The 16,193-nt window shown below is 61.5% G+C and carries 16 protein-coding genes and 1 tRNA gene; 13 read left to right on the plus strand and 4 right to left on the minus strand.

Annotated elements, in window-relative coordinates:
* Positions 1-85 precede the first annotated feature (85 nt).
* Positions 86-160, minus strand: a tRNA-Gly gene (locus QD408_RS12155).
* Between the two features lie 258 nt (positions 161-418).
* Here QD408_RS12155 and QD408_RS12160 point away from each other — a divergent pair.
* The 4 genes from QD408_RS12160 to QD408_RS12175 all read left to right on the plus strand — a co-directional run bounded on the left by QD408_RS12160 (position 419) and on the right by QD408_RS12175 (position 3,201).
* Complete coding sequence (locus QD408_RS12160) at positions 419-928, plus strand: prolyl-tRNA synthetase associated domain-containing protein (RefSeq protein WP_088683809.1); 510 nt, start codon at positions 419-421, stop codon at positions 926-928.
* Between the two features lie 160 nt (positions 929-1,088).
* Positions 1,089-2,063, plus strand: coding sequence for a thioredoxin (trxA, locus tag QD408_RS12165; protein ID WP_088683808.1), 975 nt, complete (start codon positions 1,089-1,091; stop codon positions 2,061-2,063).
* Between the two features lie 253 nt (positions 2,064-2,316).
* Positions 2,317-3,003 carry an LON peptidase substrate-binding domain-containing protein gene (locus QD408_RS12170; RefSeq protein ID WP_414139485.1) on the plus strand — a complete coding sequence of 229 codons (687 nt, stop codon included), beginning with the start codon at positions 2,317-2,319 and terminating at the stop codon, positions 3,001-3,003.
* A gap of 9 nt (positions 3,004-3,012) precedes the next feature.
* Complete coding sequence (locus QD408_RS12175) at positions 3,013-3,201, plus strand: Trm112 family protein (RefSeq protein WP_003567459.1); 189 nt, start codon at positions 3,013-3,015, stop codon at positions 3,199-3,201.
* A 9-nt stretch (positions 3,202-3,210) separates the two neighbouring features.
* Here the strand turns inward: QD408_RS12175 and QD408_RS12180 are convergent, their stop codons facing one another.
* Entirely contained in the window at positions 3,211-4,425 is a 1,215-nt protein-coding gene (locus QD408_RS12180) for a ubiquinone biosynthesis hydroxylase (RefSeq protein WP_414139477.1), read from the minus strand.
* Between the two features lie 84 nt (positions 4,426-4,509).
* Between QD408_RS12180 and tesB the strand changes: the two genes are divergently transcribed.
* From tesB to QD408_RS12215, 7 genes are all read left to right on the plus strand, one after another.
* Positions 4,510-5,394, plus strand: coding sequence for an acyl-CoA thioesterase II (gene tesB, locus QD408_RS12185; protein WP_414139478.1), 885 nt, complete (start codon positions 4,510-4,512; stop codon positions 5,392-5,394).
* Between the two features lie 210 nt (positions 5,395-5,604).
* Complete coding sequence (locus QD408_RS12190) at positions 5,605-5,955, plus strand: P-II family nitrogen regulator (protein WP_003543684.1); 351 nt, start codon at positions 5,605-5,607, stop codon at positions 5,953-5,955.
* 28 nt (positions 5,956-5,983) lie between these two features.
* Positions 5,984-7,408: an ammonium transporter gene (locus tag QD408_RS12195; RefSeq protein ID WP_088683805.1), complete on the plus strand. Its 1,425-nt coding sequence runs from the start codon at positions 5,984-5,986 to the stop codon at positions 7,406-7,408.
* Positions 7,409-7,687: 279 nt separating this feature from the next.
* Entirely contained in the window at positions 7,688-10,357 is a 2,670-nt protein-coding gene (locus tag QD408_RS12200; RefSeq protein WP_088683804.1) for an FtsK/SpoIIIE family DNA translocase, read from the plus strand.
* 139 nt (positions 10,358-10,496) lie between these two features.
* The gene (locus QD408_RS12205) at positions 10,497-11,165 is read left to right on the plus strand and encodes an outer membrane lipoprotein carrier protein LolA (RefSeq protein WP_088683803.1); all 669 of its coding nucleotides are present in this window, start codon (positions 10,497-10,499) and stop codon (positions 11,163-11,165) included.
* A 152-nt stretch (positions 11,166-11,317) separates the two neighbouring features.
* Positions 11,318-12,121 carry an exodeoxyribonuclease III gene (locus QD408_RS12210; protein WP_414139479.1) on the plus strand — a complete coding sequence of 268 codons (804 nt, stop codon included), beginning with the start codon at positions 11,318-11,320 and terminating at the stop codon, positions 12,119-12,121.
* Complete coding sequence (locus tag QD408_RS12215) at positions 12,121-12,906, plus strand: ATP-grasp domain-containing protein (protein WP_414139480.1); 786 nt, start codon at positions 12,121-12,123, stop codon at positions 12,904-12,906. Before QD408_RS12210 ends, QD408_RS12215 begins: the two co-directional genes overlap by 1 nt.
* Positions 12,907-12,924: 18 nt before the next feature.
* On the opposite strand, the gene QD408_RS12220 is transcribed toward QD408_RS12215, so the two are convergent.
* Both QD408_RS12220 and QD408_RS12225 read right to left on the minus strand, forming a co-directional pair.
* Positions 12,925-13,380, minus strand: coding sequence for a cyclic nucleotide-binding domain-containing protein (locus tag QD408_RS12220; protein WP_088683802.1), 456 nt, complete (start codon positions 13,378-13,380; stop codon positions 12,925-12,927).
* 138 nt (positions 13,381-13,518) lie between these two features.
* The gene (locus tag QD408_RS12225) at positions 13,519-14,202 is read right to left on the minus strand and encodes a response regulator transcription factor (protein WP_088683801.1); all 684 of its coding nucleotides are present in this window, start codon (positions 14,200-14,202) and stop codon (positions 13,519-13,521) included.
* Positions 14,203-14,370: 168 nt separating this feature from the next.
* Between QD408_RS12225 and QD408_RS12230 the strand changes: the two genes are divergently transcribed.
* Positions 14,371-14,892: a L,D-transpeptidase family protein gene (locus QD408_RS12230; RefSeq protein ID WP_088683800.1), complete on the plus strand. Its 522-nt coding sequence runs from the start codon at positions 14,371-14,373 to the stop codon at positions 14,890-14,892.
* A gap of 234 nt (positions 14,893-15,126) precedes the next feature.
* On the plus strand, positions 15,127-15,957 hold the full coding sequence (locus QD408_RS12235) for an aldo/keto reductase (RefSeq protein ID WP_414139481.1): 831 nt from the start codon (positions 15,127-15,129) through the stop codon (positions 15,955-15,957).
* The last annotated feature ends 236 nt before the right edge of the window (positions 15,958-16,193 follow it).

Raw genomic sequence — 16,193 nt, forward strand, 5'->3', positions numbered from 1 at the left:
CATCGACAATCCGTTCGGCACGGGTTGCCGCCTGTCTCTGGGGCAAACTGTTGCCTATATCTTCGATATGGACATTCAGGAAAACTGGAGCGGGCGAAGGGATTCGAACCCTCGACCCCAACCTTGGCAAGGTTGTGCTCTACCCCTGAGCTACACCCGCTCAATCCGCATCGGTCCGGGGTAGTCGTTGGACCGTGGGCGCCGCCTCGTGGCGACGGGCGCTATATGGCCTAACGGATTTTCAAATGCAACAGGGAAATGACGAAGAGACGAAGAAAAAATTCCGATGCCCGCGTAAGCGGAGCGGAAAGGCCGCAAATGCGGGGGTAGGGCGTCGGTTCCGAAGATTGCCAAACGATGTGGACGGACTTAATCAGGACGCCTCGACCTTTCCCTATCCCATCCAATGGATTGCCCGATGTCCGAAAAGACCCCCAAGACAAGAGAAGAACTGTTCGCCTTCCTCGACGGGCTCGGCATCGCCCATAAGACGCTCGATCACGCGCCTGTTTTCACCGTGGCCGAATCGGTTGCGCTGCGCGACGAGATCCCCGGCGGCCACACCAAGAACCTCTTCATCAAGGACAAGAAGGACAGGTATTTCCTGCTGACCGTGGAGGAAAATGCCGAGGTCGACCTCAAGCAGGTGCATAATTTGATCGGCGGGTCCGGCCGGGTCTCCTTCGGCCGCGCCGAAAAGCTGATGGAATATCTCGGCGTCATTCCAGGGGCCGTCACCGCGTTCGGCGCCATCAACGATACCGCTCAGAGCGTCACCTTCGTGCTCGATGCCGATCTGATGCGTGAGGAGATCGTCAACTGCCACCCGCTTTCCAACGACGCGACGACATCGATTGCGAGCGGTGATCTCATCCGTTTCATGGAAGCGACGGGACATAAGCCGCTTGTCTTGAAAGTGACGTCCTGACATACGATTTTAGCGCTGAAGCGCGTGGCGGTCTTTTGGATTCGCTCGTCGCGCCTTAAACTTGGTTTTGTGTATGTCTTTATCGCAGAACCGCGACACATATTTGCGCGACGTGCTTTAAGCAAAGACGCCGGCAGGATCGGCGCGGCGGGAGATACCTATGAGCGGCAGCAACAATCCCTATAACGGTTCCTTCGGAAATCAGATGTCGGCGACGGCAAGCTTCGGCGCTCAGCCGGAACCCGCGGCCGCGGCCGGGAGCTACATCAAGGACACGACGACCGCGAACTTTTCCAAGGACGTCATCGAGGATTCGCGCAAGCAGCCGGTGCTGGTCGATTTCTGGGCGCCCTGGTGCGGTCCGTGCAAGCAGTTGACGCCGGTCCTGGAAAAGGTCGTCAACGAAGCCAACGGCCGGGTCCGGCTGGTCAAGATGAATATCGACGACCATCCCTCGATCGCCGGCCAGCTCGGCATCCAGTCCATCCCCGCCGTCATCGCCTTCGTCAACGGCCGCCCGGCCGATGGTTTCATGGGCGCGGTGCCGGAGACCCAGATCCGTCAGTTCATCGATCGCATCGCCGGTCCGGCCGGCGCCGATGAGGCGGCCGAGATCGAAGCCGCGCTGACGGAAGCGGCGGAGCTGCTGACGGCCGGCAACATCAATGAGGCGGCCCAGCTTTACGCCGCCGTGATGCAGGCCGCTCCCGAGAACGCCAAGGCGCTTGCCGGCATGGCCGAATGCATGATCGCCGCAAACCAGCATCAGCGGGCCCGCGAAGTCCTGACGGACTTGCCGGAAGAGGTGGCCAAGGATGCCGGTATCCAGGCGGTGCTGAAGAAGCTCGACCAGATCGAGGAGGCCCGCAAGCTCGGCGACCCCGTCGCGCTCGAAGGCGAACTGGCGGCAAATCCCGATAATCACGAGGCGCGGCTGAAGCTCGCCAAGATCCTCAATGTCGAAGGCCGGCGCGACGAAGCGGCCGAACATCTGCTTCATATCATGCGCAGGGATCGTGCTTTCGACGATGACGGGGCGCGGCGCCAGCTGCTGCAGTTCTTCGAGGTCTGGGGCTTCAAGGATCCGGCGACGGTTGCCGCCCGGCGCAAGCTCTCGGCGATGCTGTTTTCCTAGAGCAATTCCAGGCAAAGCGCTTTGCCGGGAATTGCGTAAATCCAAAAGGTTAGAGCGGTTCTGCGCTTCCGTGAAAAGCTGAACCGCTCTAAAGTGCCGTGCCGGCGGGGCGCTGCGGAATCTCGGAATTCGGGTGCGATCCTTTCCGATCGATTCCGATTTTCGGGGTTATCCGCCAAGTTTCGAGCATCTGCCCTTGCGTTTTTGGACAGGGGCACCACATTCTCGTCAGACGGGCATGCCCGTTACAAGAATGCGGGACGGTTTCATGCAAGTCGGGAATGCCAGATACCTGAAGCCGGGCGATCTGCCTGATACGATCGCCGTCTTCCCCCTGACCGGTGCCCTTCTCCTGCCGGCCGGGCAACTTCCTCTCAATATCTTCGAGCCGCGCTATCTCGCGATGCTGGATGCGGCCCTTGCCGGAAACCGGCTGATCGGCATGGTCCAGCCAGCGCTCGGCGAACACGAGGACAAGGGCGGCGAGCACAATCTCGCCACCGTCGGCTGCCTCGGCCGCATCACCTCCTTCGCCGAGACCGGCGACGGGCGCTATATCGTGTCGCTGACCGGCGTCTGCCGCTTCCGCCTGCTGGAGGAGAAAGCGACCAGCGATCCCTTCCGCAGCTTCCGCATCGTTCCCTTCATCGCAGACCTCTCGGCCGAGGCCGAGGAGGAAGCCGTCGACCGCACGGCGCTTCTGACGGCCTTCAAGGCCTATCTCGACGCCAACAAGCTCGAGGCCGACTGGGAGAGCGTCGAGCGGGCGAGCAATCTGACGCTCGTCAATTCGCTCGCCATGATGTCGCCCTTCGGGCCGGCGGAAAAACAGGCGCTGCTCGAAGCGCCCGATCTCAAGACGCGGGCGGAGACGCTGATCGCCATTACCGAGATCGTGCTGGCGCGCGTCTTCGGTGACTCCGACACGGTTCTGCAGTAGACTTCGGCCATGGACGAAAAACTCAGCCGCGTCGATCCGAAGCTGCTCGAACTCCTGGTCTGCCCGCTTTCCAAGGGGCGGCTTTCCTATGATCGCGAGCATAATGAACTCGTTTCGGAAAAGGCGCAGCTTGCCTATCCGATCCGCGACGGCATTCCGATCATGCTGGTGTCCGAGGCCCGCCGCCTCGACGAATAATCTGCTTCCTTAAATCGTCTGGCCGGCCAGCAGGCGCGGATTGTCCTTCGCCGTGGTTCCCGCCGCCTCACCGATGAAAAAGGATTTGAGGCGCGGCAGGCGGTCGACGATGCCGAGGCCGACGTCGCGGGCGATGCGGATCGGGGTGGCGTCATTGGAGAAGAGCCGGTTCAGCACGTCGGTCGTCACCCCCATGCGGAAAGTGTCGAAGCGCCGCCAGGTCTGGTAGCGCTCGAGAATGTTGATCGAGCCGATATCGAGGCCGAGGCGGTCGGCCTCCACGATGGTTTCGGCGAGGGCCGCGACATCCTTGAAGCCGAGATTGAGGCCCTGTCCGGAAATCGGATGAATGCCGTGGGCGGCGTCGCCGGCGAGCGCGAAGCGCGGCGCGACGAAGGAACGGGCGAGCGTCAGGCCGAGCGGGAAGGCGCGCTTGTCGCCGACGACCTTCAGCGCGCCGAGCTTATGGCCGAAGCGGCGTTCCAGCTCCTCCTCGAAGATCAGATCGTCGGCAGTGACCAGCCGGTCGGCATCGTGCGTGCGTTCCGTCCAGACGAGCGAGGAGCGGTTGTTCCGCAGCGGCAGGATGGCGAAGGGGCCAGCCGGCAGGAAATGTTCCTCGGCGCAGCCTTCATGCGGCCGCTCGTGTTCGACCGTCACGACGATGCCGGACTGGCCGTAATCCCAGGTGACGGTCTTGATGCCGGCGAGATCGCGCAGCTTCGAGCGCACACCGTCGCAGGCGACCAGCAGCCGCGTGTCCAGCGTGCTGCCGTCCGAAAGCGTGACGGTGGCATGGCTGTCCTGCGTCTTCAATTCCACGGCGCTCAGCCCATGGCGGATATCGATGCCGAGCCGCTCGCAGGCGCCGCGCAGTGCTGCGACCATGGCGACATTCGGGATCATATGGGCGAAGGGGCGGCCGTCCTCCACCTCGCCGTCGAAGGTGAGGAATACCGGACGCACCGGATCGGAGGTCTTGGAATCGGTGACGATCATCTTGGTGATCGGCTGCGCTTCCGGCTCGATTTCGTTCCAGATACCGAAAACTTCGAGCATCTTCGAGGCCGCGGCGATGATGGCAGAGGCGCGTGTATCGCCTTTCCACACATGTTCGGGCGCCGCCTCGACGACGGCGACATTGAGATGGGGTGCCGCCTGCTTGACCGCGACGGCGACGGAAAGGCCGACATAACCCCCACCCACAACCAGCATGTCCCGCATCGCGCCGCTCCCGTACCTTGTGCCTCAGATGTGATCTATATAGATCATCGCAACTTCACTTCCTACCACGGCGAGACGTACAAAATGACGCGTGAGACATCAGGGCCTTCGGCGATGGAGACGCTGCTTTCGACGCTCGATCTGGAGCCGATCGAGGTGGATATCTTCCGCGGCCGCAGCCCGCAGGTCGGCTGGCAGCGGGTGTTCGGCGGCCAGGTGATCGGCCAGGCGCTGATGGCGGCGCAGCGCACCATCGAGGCCGAGCGCTTCGTCCATTCGCTGCATGCCTATTTCATGCGCCCCGGCGATCCCTCGGTACCGATCATCTATCAGGTCGAGCGAATCCGCGACGGATCGAGCTTCAACACAAGGCGGGTGGTCGCGATCCAGCATGGCAAGGCGATCTTCGCGCTCTCGGCCTCCTTCCAGGGGGAAGAGCCCGGCTTCGATCACCAGATCATAGTGCCTGATGTGGCGATGCCCGAGGCGCTGCTCGGCGAACAGCAGATCAAGGAGCAGTATCTCGCGCATGCGCCGGAAGCGATCCGCAAATACTGGCAGCGCGAGCGGCCGATCGAGATCCGCCCCGTTTCGCTGACGCATTATTTTTCCGACGAGAAGCTCGATCCGAGGCACGACGTCTGGGTGCGCGCCACCGGCCCGGTCCCCGACGACCGGCTCTACCAGGCGGCGGTGCTTGCCTATCTCTCGGACATGACGCTGCTCGATACCTCGCTCTATGCCCACGGCACGTCCATTTTCGACCAGAGCCTGCAGGTGGCGAGCCTCGATCATTCCATGTGGTTCCACAGGCCCTGCAAACTCGACGACTGGTTGCTCTATACGCAGGACAGCCCGTCGGCGTCGGGCGCCAGAGGGCTGACCCGCGGCAGCCTGTTTACGCGATCGGGCGCCCTGATCGCCTCCGTTGCTCAGGAGGGTCTGATTCGGAAAAAGGCAAATGATTAAATAAGGTGCATATTTTTGAATTTGCGCATTATTTGTGCGCTTATTGGCCAATCATTTGCCTGTTTATTGGCGCTCTTTCATAAATTCTTTATTTTTCAATAAGTTATATCGCGTCTCGAATCTGGCACGCCCTTTGAATGTCTATCGCCGGTCGCTGTTCAGGAACGTCAGCGGCAAGGAGAGTCGGCTCCGCGCCGAGGATAACGAAGGATGGGAAACCAGATGAAAATTGTGATGGCTATTATCAAGCCGTTCAAGCTCGATGAGGTCCGCGAAGCGCTTACGGCGATCGGTATTCAGGGCCTGACCGTGACCGAAGTGAAGGGCTACGGGCGCCAGAAGGGGCATACCGAAATCTACCGCGGCACCGAATATGCGGTCAGCTTCCTGCCGAAGCTCAAGATCGAAATCGCCGTTGCATCCGAACTCGTCGACAGAGCCGTCGAAGCCATCGCGGCGTCGGCCAAGACCGGCCAGATCGGTGACGGCAAGATTTTCGTCTATTCGATCGATCATGCCGTGCGCATCCGCACCGGCGAAACCGATTCTGAAGCGCTGTAAGAGCGGCAGAGCAAGGAGCTTTATTCCAATGTCAATTTCGAAGTTTTCCTCCACCTTTGCGCTGGCTTGCGCAGCAACGGCTGCGCTTCTGGCGCCGGCCGTCGCTTTCGCACAGGAGACCGCGCCAGCCGCTGCTGCTGCCGCTGCGCCCGCCTTCACCATGGACAAGGGTGACAATACCTGGATGCTCGTCTCCTCGGCGCTCGTGCTGCTGATGACGATCCCCGGCCTTGCGCTTTTCTACGGCGGTCTCGTGCGCGCCAAGAACATGCTCTCCGTGCTGATGCAGGTCTTCATGATCACCGCCGTCGTGGCGCTGCTCTGGGTGACCTACGGCTATTCGCTCGCCTTCACCGACGGCGGCTCGCTGAACAGCTTCGTCGGCGGCTTCTCCAAGGCGTTCCTCGCCGGCGTCAACACCTCGTCGCTCGCCGAAACCTTCTCGAAGGGCGTGGCCATTCCGGAATACACCTTCATCGTCTTCCAGATGACCTTCGCCTGCATCACGCCCGGCCTGATCGTCGGCGCCTTCGCCGAGCGCATCAAGTTCTCGGCCGTCATGCTCTTCGTCGTGCTCTGGGTCACCTTCATCTACTTCCCGATGGCGCACATGGTCTGGTTCTGGGGCGGTCCGAGCTCCTACACCGCGCCGGCCGGCCTGATCTTCTCCTACGGCGCAATCGACTTCGCCGGCGGCACGGTCGTTCACATCAATGCCGGCATCGCGGGCCTCGTCGGCGCCATCATGCTCGGCAAGCGCACGGGCTATAAGAAGGAAATCATGGCGCCGCACTCGATGACGCTGACCATGGTCGGCGCATCGCTGCTGTGGGTCGGCTGGTTCGGCTTCAACGCCGGCTCCAACCTCGAAGCCAATGCCTATGCATCGCTCGCCATGATCAACACCTTCGTTGCGACGGCCGCTGCCGCCGTATCCTGGTGCATCGTCGAAAGCCTGGCACGCGGCAAGGCTTCCATGCTCGGCGGCGCTTCGGGTGCTGTCGCCGGTCTCGTCGCCATCACTCCGGCGGCAGGCTTTGCCGGCCCGATGGGCTCGATCGTTCTCGGCCTCATCGTCTCGCCGGTCTGCTACTTCTTCGTCGACGTCGTGAAGAACAAGTTCAACTACGACGACAGCCTCGACGTCTTCGGCGTTCATTGCATCGGCGGTATCCTCGGCGCTCTCGGTACCGGCATCCTCGTCAACCCGGCTCTCGGCGGCGCCGGCATCGTCGATTATTCGACGGCCGATTTCGCAGCCACCTATGCCGGCACGGCAACCCAGGTCTTGAACCAGGCCAAGGGCGTGCTGACGACGCTGCTGTGGTCGGGCATCGGTTCGGCGATCCTCTACAAGATCGTCGACGTCGTCATCGGCCTGCGCGTCACCGTCGAAGCCGAGCGCGAAGGTCTCGACCTCTCGACTCACGGCGAAGCCGCCTACCACTCGTAACATCGGCTTTGCGGCGCTCGGGCATCGGGCGCCGCTCCACGGCCCGTCGCGGCCTATCTCGAGCTTTTCCGGGTTAGACCCCGAAAAAGCTGCCATAGACCGCATTTGGCCCGGACCCTCCAAGGTTCGGGCTTTTTTCGTTTTTCCGAGGGAAAGCCTGTCCCGGCACGCATGGTTAACATCGCTTTAACCCGGTTCTGGTTAGGTGGAGCGGACGCATTTTGGCATGGCGAAGCTTCGGTGATTCGCATGCCCTCAGGCATTGGACGGGTTAGACACATGGCAAGAAGCACGTCGCCGGCGATGGATGGCCGTCCGGATCGGTTCTCCTTCTCGGCATTCATGCTGCGGCAGATCCAGGCACTCATCGGCTTTGCGGTCTTTTTGCTGCTGGCGCTCTGCGTCGCTGCACTGGCGACATGGAATGTCGCCGATCCCAGCTATTCCTATGCCACCGCCAACCTGCCGACGAACGTCCTCGGTTACACCGGCGCTGCCTTTGCAGATATCGTCATGCAGTTTCTCGGGCTTGCCAGTGTCGTTTCGATGCTGCCGATCGTCGCCTGGGCGCTGGCGCTGATCTCGGGCCGCCGTTTCAGCCGCATTCCCGCGCGGGCCGGCGCCTGGCTTGCCGGCACGGTGCTTTCCTCCGCCGTCATCGGCTGTTTTCCGCCGCCGCTCACCTGGCCGATCCCGAACGGCATCGGCGGCGTCGTCGGCGACATGATCCTGCGTTTTCCCGCACTCTTCGTCGGCGCCTATCCCACAGGCACCTTCGCCATGGTCGTCGGCTGCATCTTTTCGCTGCCGACCGCATGGATGATGCTGTTCGCATCGGGCCTCGTCGGCCATAGCGATGCCGACGAGGAGATCGAAGAAGATTTCGCCGATACGACAAGCAAAGCCCGCGTCGTCGGAGACGAGGACGAGGAGGACGAATCCCGCTGGGTCGCGTTCAGCGGCGCCATGACGCATGCCTGGTATATGAGCCAGGGGCGGCTGCGCCGGCTCTTCGGCATGGGGCCGCGCAAGCGTCGCCAGGGCGATTTCGAATCACCTTACGATTTCAACGACGACGAGTTCGGTACGCTGAATGAGCCGGTCCGCGCCAAGGCGCCGACGGTCCGCGGCGAACGCATGGAGCCGTCGATGGAGCCGCGGGCGGCATCGTCTCGCCGCATCGTCGCCGCGCCGTCATTGTCCGTCGACGACGATGATGACGACGACCTGCCTTTCGATTCCGACATGCCACCGCGCCCGGCCGATATCCTGCCCGACGACGATGACGACGACTGGATGATCCGCGCGCCGGCAAAGGCCGCCGGCAAGCCGGAGCCGCGCGTCGTTCCCGCGGCTGCGCGTCCGAAGCCCAGCGCTCGCGTCGAGCGGGAAGCGCAGGGCTCGTTCATCCGTCCCGAAGGTTTCCAGCTTCCCTCGATGCATCTGCTCGCCGAGCCGAAGAACGTGGTGCGCGATTCGACGCTTTCGGCCGACGCGCTGGAACAGAATGCCCGCATGCTCGAAGGCGTGCTCGAGGATTTCGGCGTCAAGGGCGAGATCATCCATGTCCGTCCCGGCCCTGTCGTCACCCTCTACGAACTGGAGCCGGCGCCCGGCATCAAGTCGTCGCGCGTTATCGGCCTTGCCGACGATATCGCCCGCTCGATGAGCGCGATCGCCGCGCGTGTCGCTGTCGTTCCCGGCCGCAATGCGATCGGCATCGAACTGCCGAACCAGACGCGCGAGACCGTCTTTCTGCGCGAGCTCATCGCGTCGCGGGATTTCGAGGGCAGCAAGGCGAAGCTCGCCATGGCGCTCGGCAAGACGATCGGCGGCGAAGCCGTCATCGCCGATCTCGCCAAGATGCCGCATCTGCTCGTTGCCGGCACCACCGGCTCGGGCAAATCGGTCGCCATCAACACGATGATCCTGTCGCTGCTCTACCGTATGACGCCGGAGCAGTGCCGGCTGATCATGATCGATCCGAAGATGCTCGAACTCTCCGTCTATGACGGCATTCCGCATCTGCTTTCGCCTGTCGTCACCGATCCGAAGAAGGCCGTCGTCGCGCTCAAATGGACCGTTCGCGAGATGGAAGAGCGCTACAAGAAGATGTCGAAGATCGGCGTGCGCAATATTGACGGCTTCAATACCCGCGTCGAACAGGCCCTGTCGAAGGGCGAGGTGATCTCGCGCACGGTGCAGACCGGCTTCGACCGCCATACCGGCGAGGCGATGTACGAGACCGAGGAATTCGATCTCAGCCCGATGCCCTATATCGTCGTCATCATCGACGAGATGGCCGACCTGATGATGGTGGCCGGCAAGGATATCGAAGGCGCGGTCCAGCGTCTCGCCCAGATGGCGCGTGCTGCCGGTATCCACGTGATCATGGCGACGCAGCGTCCCTCCGTCGACGTCATTACCGGCACGATCAAGGCGAATTTCCCGACCCGTATCTCCTTCCAGGTGACATCGAAGATCGACAGCCGCACCATCCTCGGGGAACAGGGCGCGGAACAGCTGCTCGGCATGGGCGACATGCTCTACATGGCGGGCGGCGGGCGTATCCAGCGCGTGCACGGCCCGTTCGTCTCGGATGTCGAGGTGGAAGAGATCGTCTCCTACCTGAAGACGCAGGGGTCGCCGCAATATCTCGATGCGATCACCGCCGATGACGACGAGGACGGCGATTATGGCGGCGGTGGCGGCCCGGCCGGCACGTCGAACCTTTCGGATTCGGAAGATCCTTACGACCAGGCCGTCGCCATCGTGCTGCGCGACGGCAAGGCTTCCACCTCCTATGTCCAGCGCCGGCTCGGCATTGGCTATAACCGCGCCGCTTCGCTGATCGAGCGGATGGAGAAGGAAGGCATCATCGGGCCTGCCAATCACGCCGGCAAGCGCGAAATTCTCGTTCCGACCGAGGCCGACATCCTCGACCGCTGAAATAACAGCCATATATTTCCCATACGGCCGTTTTCGCGGAAGCTGAGAGCATGGAAGCCGTTGCTTCTCGCGAGGACGATCGCGGCGCCTTGAAGACGCCGCCATTCGGCGGCATGCAGATCGCATAAAGGAGATTTAGATGACCAACTCCGATTCCTTCCTCTCCGGCCTGACCGTGACGCGCCGCGAACTTCTGGGCGCCTTTGCCGTCGCGGCCGCTGCGAGTGCCGTGCCCTTGGGCGCCTTTGCGCAGGCGGCGGCGCCTGCTTCCGGCACGGCGCAGGCGATCGCCGATCATTTCTCCGGCGTCACGACGATGCAGGGGGAATTCGTGCAGTTCGGCCCGCGCGGCGAGCAGACCGGCGGCAAATTCTTCATTCAACGCCCCGGCAAGCTGCGCTTCAACTATGACGACCCGTCGCCGATGCGGGTGATCGCCGACGGCAAGAATGTCGCCATCGGCAATATGAAGCTGAAGACCTGGGATCTCTATCCGCTCTCCAAGACCCCGCTCAGCCTGCTCCTGGCGCAGCGCATCGACCTTTCGGCCGGTATGGTGAAGGGCGTGAAGGAGGAGTCGGACCTGACAACGATCGCGCTCGGCAACAATACCGTATTCGGAAACTCGACCATCACCATGATGTTCGACCCGAAGACCTATGATCTGCGCCAGTGGACGATCACCGACAACCAGGGCAAGGATACGTCGGTCATGATCTTCAACGTCAAGACGGGCATGCAGTTCGACGACCGTGTCTTCCGGGTTCCCTACGAGAGCATCCCGGGCACGGCAGCCTCACGCGACTGAAGCCTTTTCGGTTGATCTTCGGCCGCTTTCGCAAGCGGCCGGTTCCCTCTCGTGCGCCTTTGTTCTAAAGCCCTTTCATGAAAGCACGTCGCGTCGAGCCACGGTTCTCTGGCTCGGCTGGCATGCGGGATGAGACGCAAGAGGGTATGGGCATGGGCTTTTCGATTACCACCTGGAACATCAACTCGGTGCGGCTGCGCATGCCGATCGTCGAGCAGCTCGTTCTCAAGCACAGGCCCGACATTCTCTGCCTGCAGGAAACCAAGGTGCCGAACGAGCTCTTTCCGGCCGCACCTTTGCGGGCGATGGGCTATGATCACATCATCATCCACGGCCAGAAGGGCTATCACGGCGTTGCGATCGCCTCGCGCATTCCGCTGACGGAGGATCACCGGCAGGATTATTGCGGCGTCGGCGATGCCCGCCACATCTCGGCAATCTTCGAGCGCGGCAATCGCCGCATCCGGCTGCACAACTTCTATGTCCCGGCCGGCGGCGACGAGCCGGACCGTACGATCAATCCGAAATTCGGCCACAAGCTCGATTTCATCGAGGAGATGAAGCAGCTGAAAGCCGATGGCGAGACCAACACCTCCGCCATCCTCGTCGGCGACCTCAACATCGCGCCGCTGGAGCACGACGTCTGGTCGCACAAGCAACTCCTGAAGATCGTCAGCCATACGCCTGTCGAAACCGATGGGCTGCTTGAGGTGATGAAGCGCGGCGCCTGGCTCGATCTCATGCGTCATCACGTGCCGGCGAGCGAAAAGCTCTATACCTGGTGGAGCTACCGCGCCAAGGACTGGGAAGCGGCCGATCGCGGCCGCCGTCTCGACCACATCTGGTCGTCTTCCGATCTCGGGCCGCATCTCAAGCGGATCGAGATCCTGAAGGAAGCACGCGGCTGGGATCGTCCCTCGGACCATGTGCCGGTGACGGCGCATTTCGATTTGTGATGCAGTGGCTTCTCCAGGAATTCGACGACACCCATAAGCTGGCCGAGGCGCTCGACCGGCTCGGCATCCCGTACACATGGCACAAGGTCGTGCCGTTCGTCGGTGAGCTCATCCCCAAACCCGTCGTCGCCGATCCAAGCTCCGTCGTCATGTTCGGTTCCTACACGCTTTGGAGAAACGCCGAGGCGAACGGCTATTGGCCTGGTGTGTTCAAGCTGCGTCCTTTCGTCCAGGAAAAAGCATGGCATCCCTATCTCCTGAATGGAGCCGACGCGCTGTTTCTCATTCTCCGAGAGATCCCTGCCCGCTTGGCGGATGATGGGAGAGAATGGTTCCTGCGCCCCGTCGATGACAGCAAGGAGGAGCCGGGCAATGTCAAATCGACCGACGAGATCATCCGAATGGCAGAGAGGGTTCTGGCGCTTGACGAAGATGAAATCCCTGGCGGATCGCTTCGTCATGACACGCTTCTGATGCTCACCAAGCCGGTTCGCATCATGCGCGAATGGCGTCTGTGGGCCGTCGATGGGCGGATCGTCACCTATTCGCTTTATAAGGACGGATCGCGTGTCGTCCACCGCCATGAGATCGACGACGATGCGCTTGCGTTCGGGCAAAGCATGGTGGACACCAATCCCGGCTACTCGCCGGCTTATGTCCTCGATATCTGCCGCACCGAAGAGGGACTGAAGCTGCTCGAGACGAACTGTCTCAACGCTGCCGGCTTCTATGCCGCTGATCTCATGAAGCTCGCCGCAGCGATCGACGGCCTATCCCGCAGTTGACGCCCTGATACAGTAGGATCAGCTGAAGCGGTGGAACTGGCTTGCGGCTTTTGCCGCAAGTTCGGCGAGGTTGTCGCGGATGCGGTTTTCGATCAGCCGGGCCGCGTCCGGATATTCCTCGAGCAAGCGATGGAAGAGGGCGCGGGTGATGCGGATGATGCTCGTATCTTCCCGCGCGATCGCTGTGAACTTCCGCTCAACCAGCGTGACCAGCGCGAGTTCGGAAATCAGCGTTCCCGGGCCGGCGACGGCTTCGGCCCTTTGCATGCCGTCGCTGCTCGTCGTGCTCAGTTCCAGGCTGCCACTGATGACGACATAAGCGCTTTCGGCCGGCGAGCCCTGTCGGAACAGCATCTGGCCGGCGGCGATCATCCGCCGGTCGGCGCCGAAGGCGATCAGCCGCAGCTGGTCCTCGCTCATGTCCTTGAACAGCGGAAGCTGGGAAAGCAGATGAATGTCGTCGGTCAGCGCCATGCGGGCTTTTCGCCTTAGAGCAATTCCAGCAAAAGTGCCTAGCGGTCTTGCCAGGCAAAGCGTGAAACGCTTTTGCCGAGAATTGCATGAAAACAAAGAGATAGAGCATTTCCGTGATTCGGAAAACGCGGAAATGCCCTAGGGTATGATCTTGTAGCCGCCGTTTTCCGTCACGAGGATTTCGGCATTGGAGGGATCTCGCTCGATCTTCTGGCGCAGCCGGTAGACATGGGTTTCCAGCGTATGCGTCGTCACGCCGGAGTTATAGCCCCAGACTTCTTCGAGAAGCACGTCGCGGGTGACGACCTTCTGTTCGGCGCGATAGAGATAGCGGATGATCGCCGCTTCCTTTTCCGTCAGGCGGATCTTCTGGCCGTTGTCGGTGGTGAGCAGCTTCTGGCTCGGTTTGAAGAGGTAGGGACCGACGGTGAAGGTCGCGTCCTCGCTCTGCTCGTGCTGGCGCAGCTGCACACGGATGCGCGCCAGCAGCACGGCGAAGCGGAAGGGCTTGGTGACATAATCGTTGGCGCCGGCTTCGAGGCCGAGGATCGTGTCCGAATCGGTGTCGTGGCCGGTCAGCATGATGATCGGCGCCTTGAAGCCGCCCTTGCGCAGGAGCTTTACCGCTTCGCGGCCGTCCATATCGGGCAGGCCGACATCCATGATCAAGAGGTCGATGGGCGTCGAGCGGGCGGTCGCAACACCCTTGCCGGCGTTGGCTTCCTGCAGAACCGTGAATTCCTCATAAAGCGACAATTGCTCCGTCAGGGTCTGGCGAAGGTCCTCGTCGTCATCCACCAGAAGAATGGTGCGTGCGGTCATGCCGTTGCGTCCTCAAAGTTAAGTCCCCTAGTCCTACGCCAAATTGCAGCTTTGGCAAGGATCGGCCAGCGGGGCTGTTGCCGGGCAGGTTTTCATATGATTTCAATCAATGCCTCAAGCAATGCAAGACATGCGAGAAAAATGGAAAAAGCAAGGCGGAACCGGGGGATGAAGCCGCCCACGATCATGGTGCGCCCGGCACCGGGAAAGAAGAGCCGTGCGATCGTCCGGCTCGGCTCGATCACCGTGCCTGCCGCGATCGGCCGCTCCGGCCGCACCATCATGAAACGCGAGGGCGATGGCGCCACGCCGATTGCATCGATGAGGCTGATATCAGGCTTTCGGCGCGGCGAGCGGAACGGTCTTCTGGTCACGCCGCTTGCTCTTCGCCGCATTCGTGCCGACATGCTCTGGTGCGATCAGCCTGAGAATGCCAGTTATAACCGTCTTGTCAGGGCGCCGCTTGGTGCAAGCCACGAAGAGATGCGGCGTAGCGACGGGCTCTACGATATCTGCCTTGTCATGGACTGGAACATCTCCTCGCGGGCGCGCAACCGCGGCTCGGCGATCTTCTTCCATCTCATCCGGCCGGGCTACGAGCCGACGGCAGGATGCGTGGCGGTGGCGCTTCGCGACATGCGCCGCCTTCTGCCACACCTTCGAAAGGGCACGATTGTCCGGGTGCTCTGATTGTTTTGCGGCCGCGGCCGCCTATATGTTTTCGGTGACCGAACGCTCAGGCTGAAATGCGTTCCGGGACGTCCGCCGATCTGCCTAATTCCTTAAATCGGAATCGATTTAAGGATCAAATTATGCAGCAATTAAAGTGTTACAGCGTCCTTTGCGCGTCTTAAAAGACGCGCGGCGCTGTAAAAGGGCGCAATTCATGCCTCGTCCAATTCTTCAAACTCCCGGAGATATATTGTGACCGCTCAACCCATCATCACTTTCCATGACGGACATTCCATTCCGCAGGTCGGCCTCGGCGTCTGGCAGACCCCGCAGGAGATTGCTGCTCCAACGGTGCGCACCGCCATCGCCGCCGGCTATCGCCATATCGATACGGCGTCCGGCTACGACAACGAAGAGGGTGTCGGCGAAGGCATCCGTTCTTCCGGCCTCGACCGCAAGGACATCTTCGTCACCACCAAGCTCAGGAACACCGACCAGGGCTACGACAATACGCTGCGCGCTTTCGACGGCAGCCTCAGGAAGCTCGGCTCCGATTATGTCGACCTCTATCTCGTTCACTGGCCGTCGCCGCATCGCGGCCTTTACACGGAGACCTGGAAGGCCTTCGTGCGCATCCGGGAAGAGGGCCGGGCCCGCTCGATCGGCGTGTCGAATTTCTATCCCGAACATCTGGAGCGAATCATCGGCGAAACGGGTGTTGTTCCCGTCATCAACCAGATCGAACTGCATCCCGACTTTCAGCAGAAGGCGGCGCAGGAGGCTCACAAGAAACTGAATATCGTCACCGAATCCTGGAGTCCGCTCGGCCAGGGCAAGTTCATTTCGAACCCCGCCATCGGCGAGATCGCCAGAAAGCATGGCAAGACGCCGGCCCAGGTCATCATCCGCTGGCACATCGACACCGGCCTCGTCGTCATTCCGAAATCGGTCACGCCGTCGCGCATCGAGGAGAACTTCCAGGTGTTCGACTTCAAGCTCGATGCCGGTGACATGGCCGCGATCGCCAAGCTCGACAGTGCCTCCGCCCGCATGGGTCCGGATCCGATGACGGCGGCCTTCTAAAGCGCGTCGCGATCTTTCAGATTCGCTCTTCGCGCTTTAGTTCTCTGTTTTACGCATGTCGTTATCGCAAAACATGGGGTAATCGCGGCGCGATCACCCCATGTCATATTTATCAGATGATGGCTGGCTGGGGTGGTTGCCCCCGGTAAGATGGCAATACGGGCTCACGATAGGAACCGGGCCCAAACATCGAATGGAGGCAACCATGGACCAATATATCGGGCTTGATGTTTCAT

Source organism: Rhizobium sp. BR 249, from assembly GCF_047445895.1.
Classification (GTDB): Bacteria; Pseudomonadota; Alphaproteobacteria; order Rhizobiales; family Rhizobiaceae; genus Rhizobium.

Coding starts and splice junctions, on each gene's coding strand:
- QD408_RS12170 (WP_414139485.1), top strand. CDS start 2,317: ATGCGGGACGGTTTCATGCAAGTCGGGAATGCCAGATACCTGAAGCCG.
- QD408_RS12195 (WP_088683805.1), top strand. CDS start 5,984: ATGTCAATTTCGAAGTTTTCCTCCACCTTTGCGCTGGCTTGCGCAGCA.
- QD408_RS12215 (WP_414139480.1), top strand. CDS start 12,121: ATGCAGTGGCTTCTCCAGGAATTCGACGACACCCATAAGCTGGCCGAG.
- QD408_RS12180 (WP_414139477.1), bottom strand. CDS start 4,425: ATGCGGGACATGCTGGTTGTGGGTGGGGGTTATGTCGGCCTTTCCGTC.
- trxA (WP_088683808.1), top strand. CDS start 1,089: ATGAGCGGCAGCAACAATCCCTATAACGGTTCCTTCGGAAATCAGATG.
- tesB (WP_414139478.1), top strand. CDS start 4,510: ATGACGCGTGAGACATCAGGGCCTTCGGCGATGGAGACGCTGCTTTCG.
- QD408_RS12175 (WP_003567459.1), top strand. CDS start 3,013: ATGGACGAAAAACTCAGCCGCGTCGATCCGAAGCTGCTCGAACTCCTG.
- QD408_RS12160 (WP_088683809.1), top strand. CDS start 419: ATGTCCGAAAAGACCCCCAAGACAAGAGAAGAACTGTTCGCCTTCCTC.
- QD408_RS12210 (WP_414139479.1), top strand. CDS start 11,318: ATGGGCTTTTCGATTACCACCTGGAACATCAACTCGGTGCGGCTGCGC.
- QD408_RS12190 (WP_003543684.1), top strand. CDS start 5,605: ATGGGAAACCAGATGAAAATTGTGATGGCTATTATCAAGCCGTTCAAG.
- QD408_RS12200 (WP_088683804.1), top strand. CDS start 7,688: ATGGCAAGAAGCACGTCGCCGGCGATGGATGGCCGTCCGGATCGGTTC.
- QD408_RS12230 (WP_088683800.1), top strand. CDS start 14,371: ATGAAGCCGCCCACGATCATGGTGCGCCCGGCACCGGGAAAGAAGAGC.
- QD408_RS12220 (WP_088683802.1), bottom strand. CDS start 13,380: ATGGCGCTGACCGACGACATTCATCTGCTTTCCCAGCTTCCGCTGTTC.
- QD408_RS12205 (WP_088683803.1), top strand. CDS start 10,497: ATGACCAACTCCGATTCCTTCCTCTCCGGCCTGACCGTGACGCGCCGC.
- QD408_RS12225 (WP_088683801.1), bottom strand. CDS start 14,202: ATGACCGCACGCACCATTCTTCTGGTGGATGACGACGAGGACCTTCGC.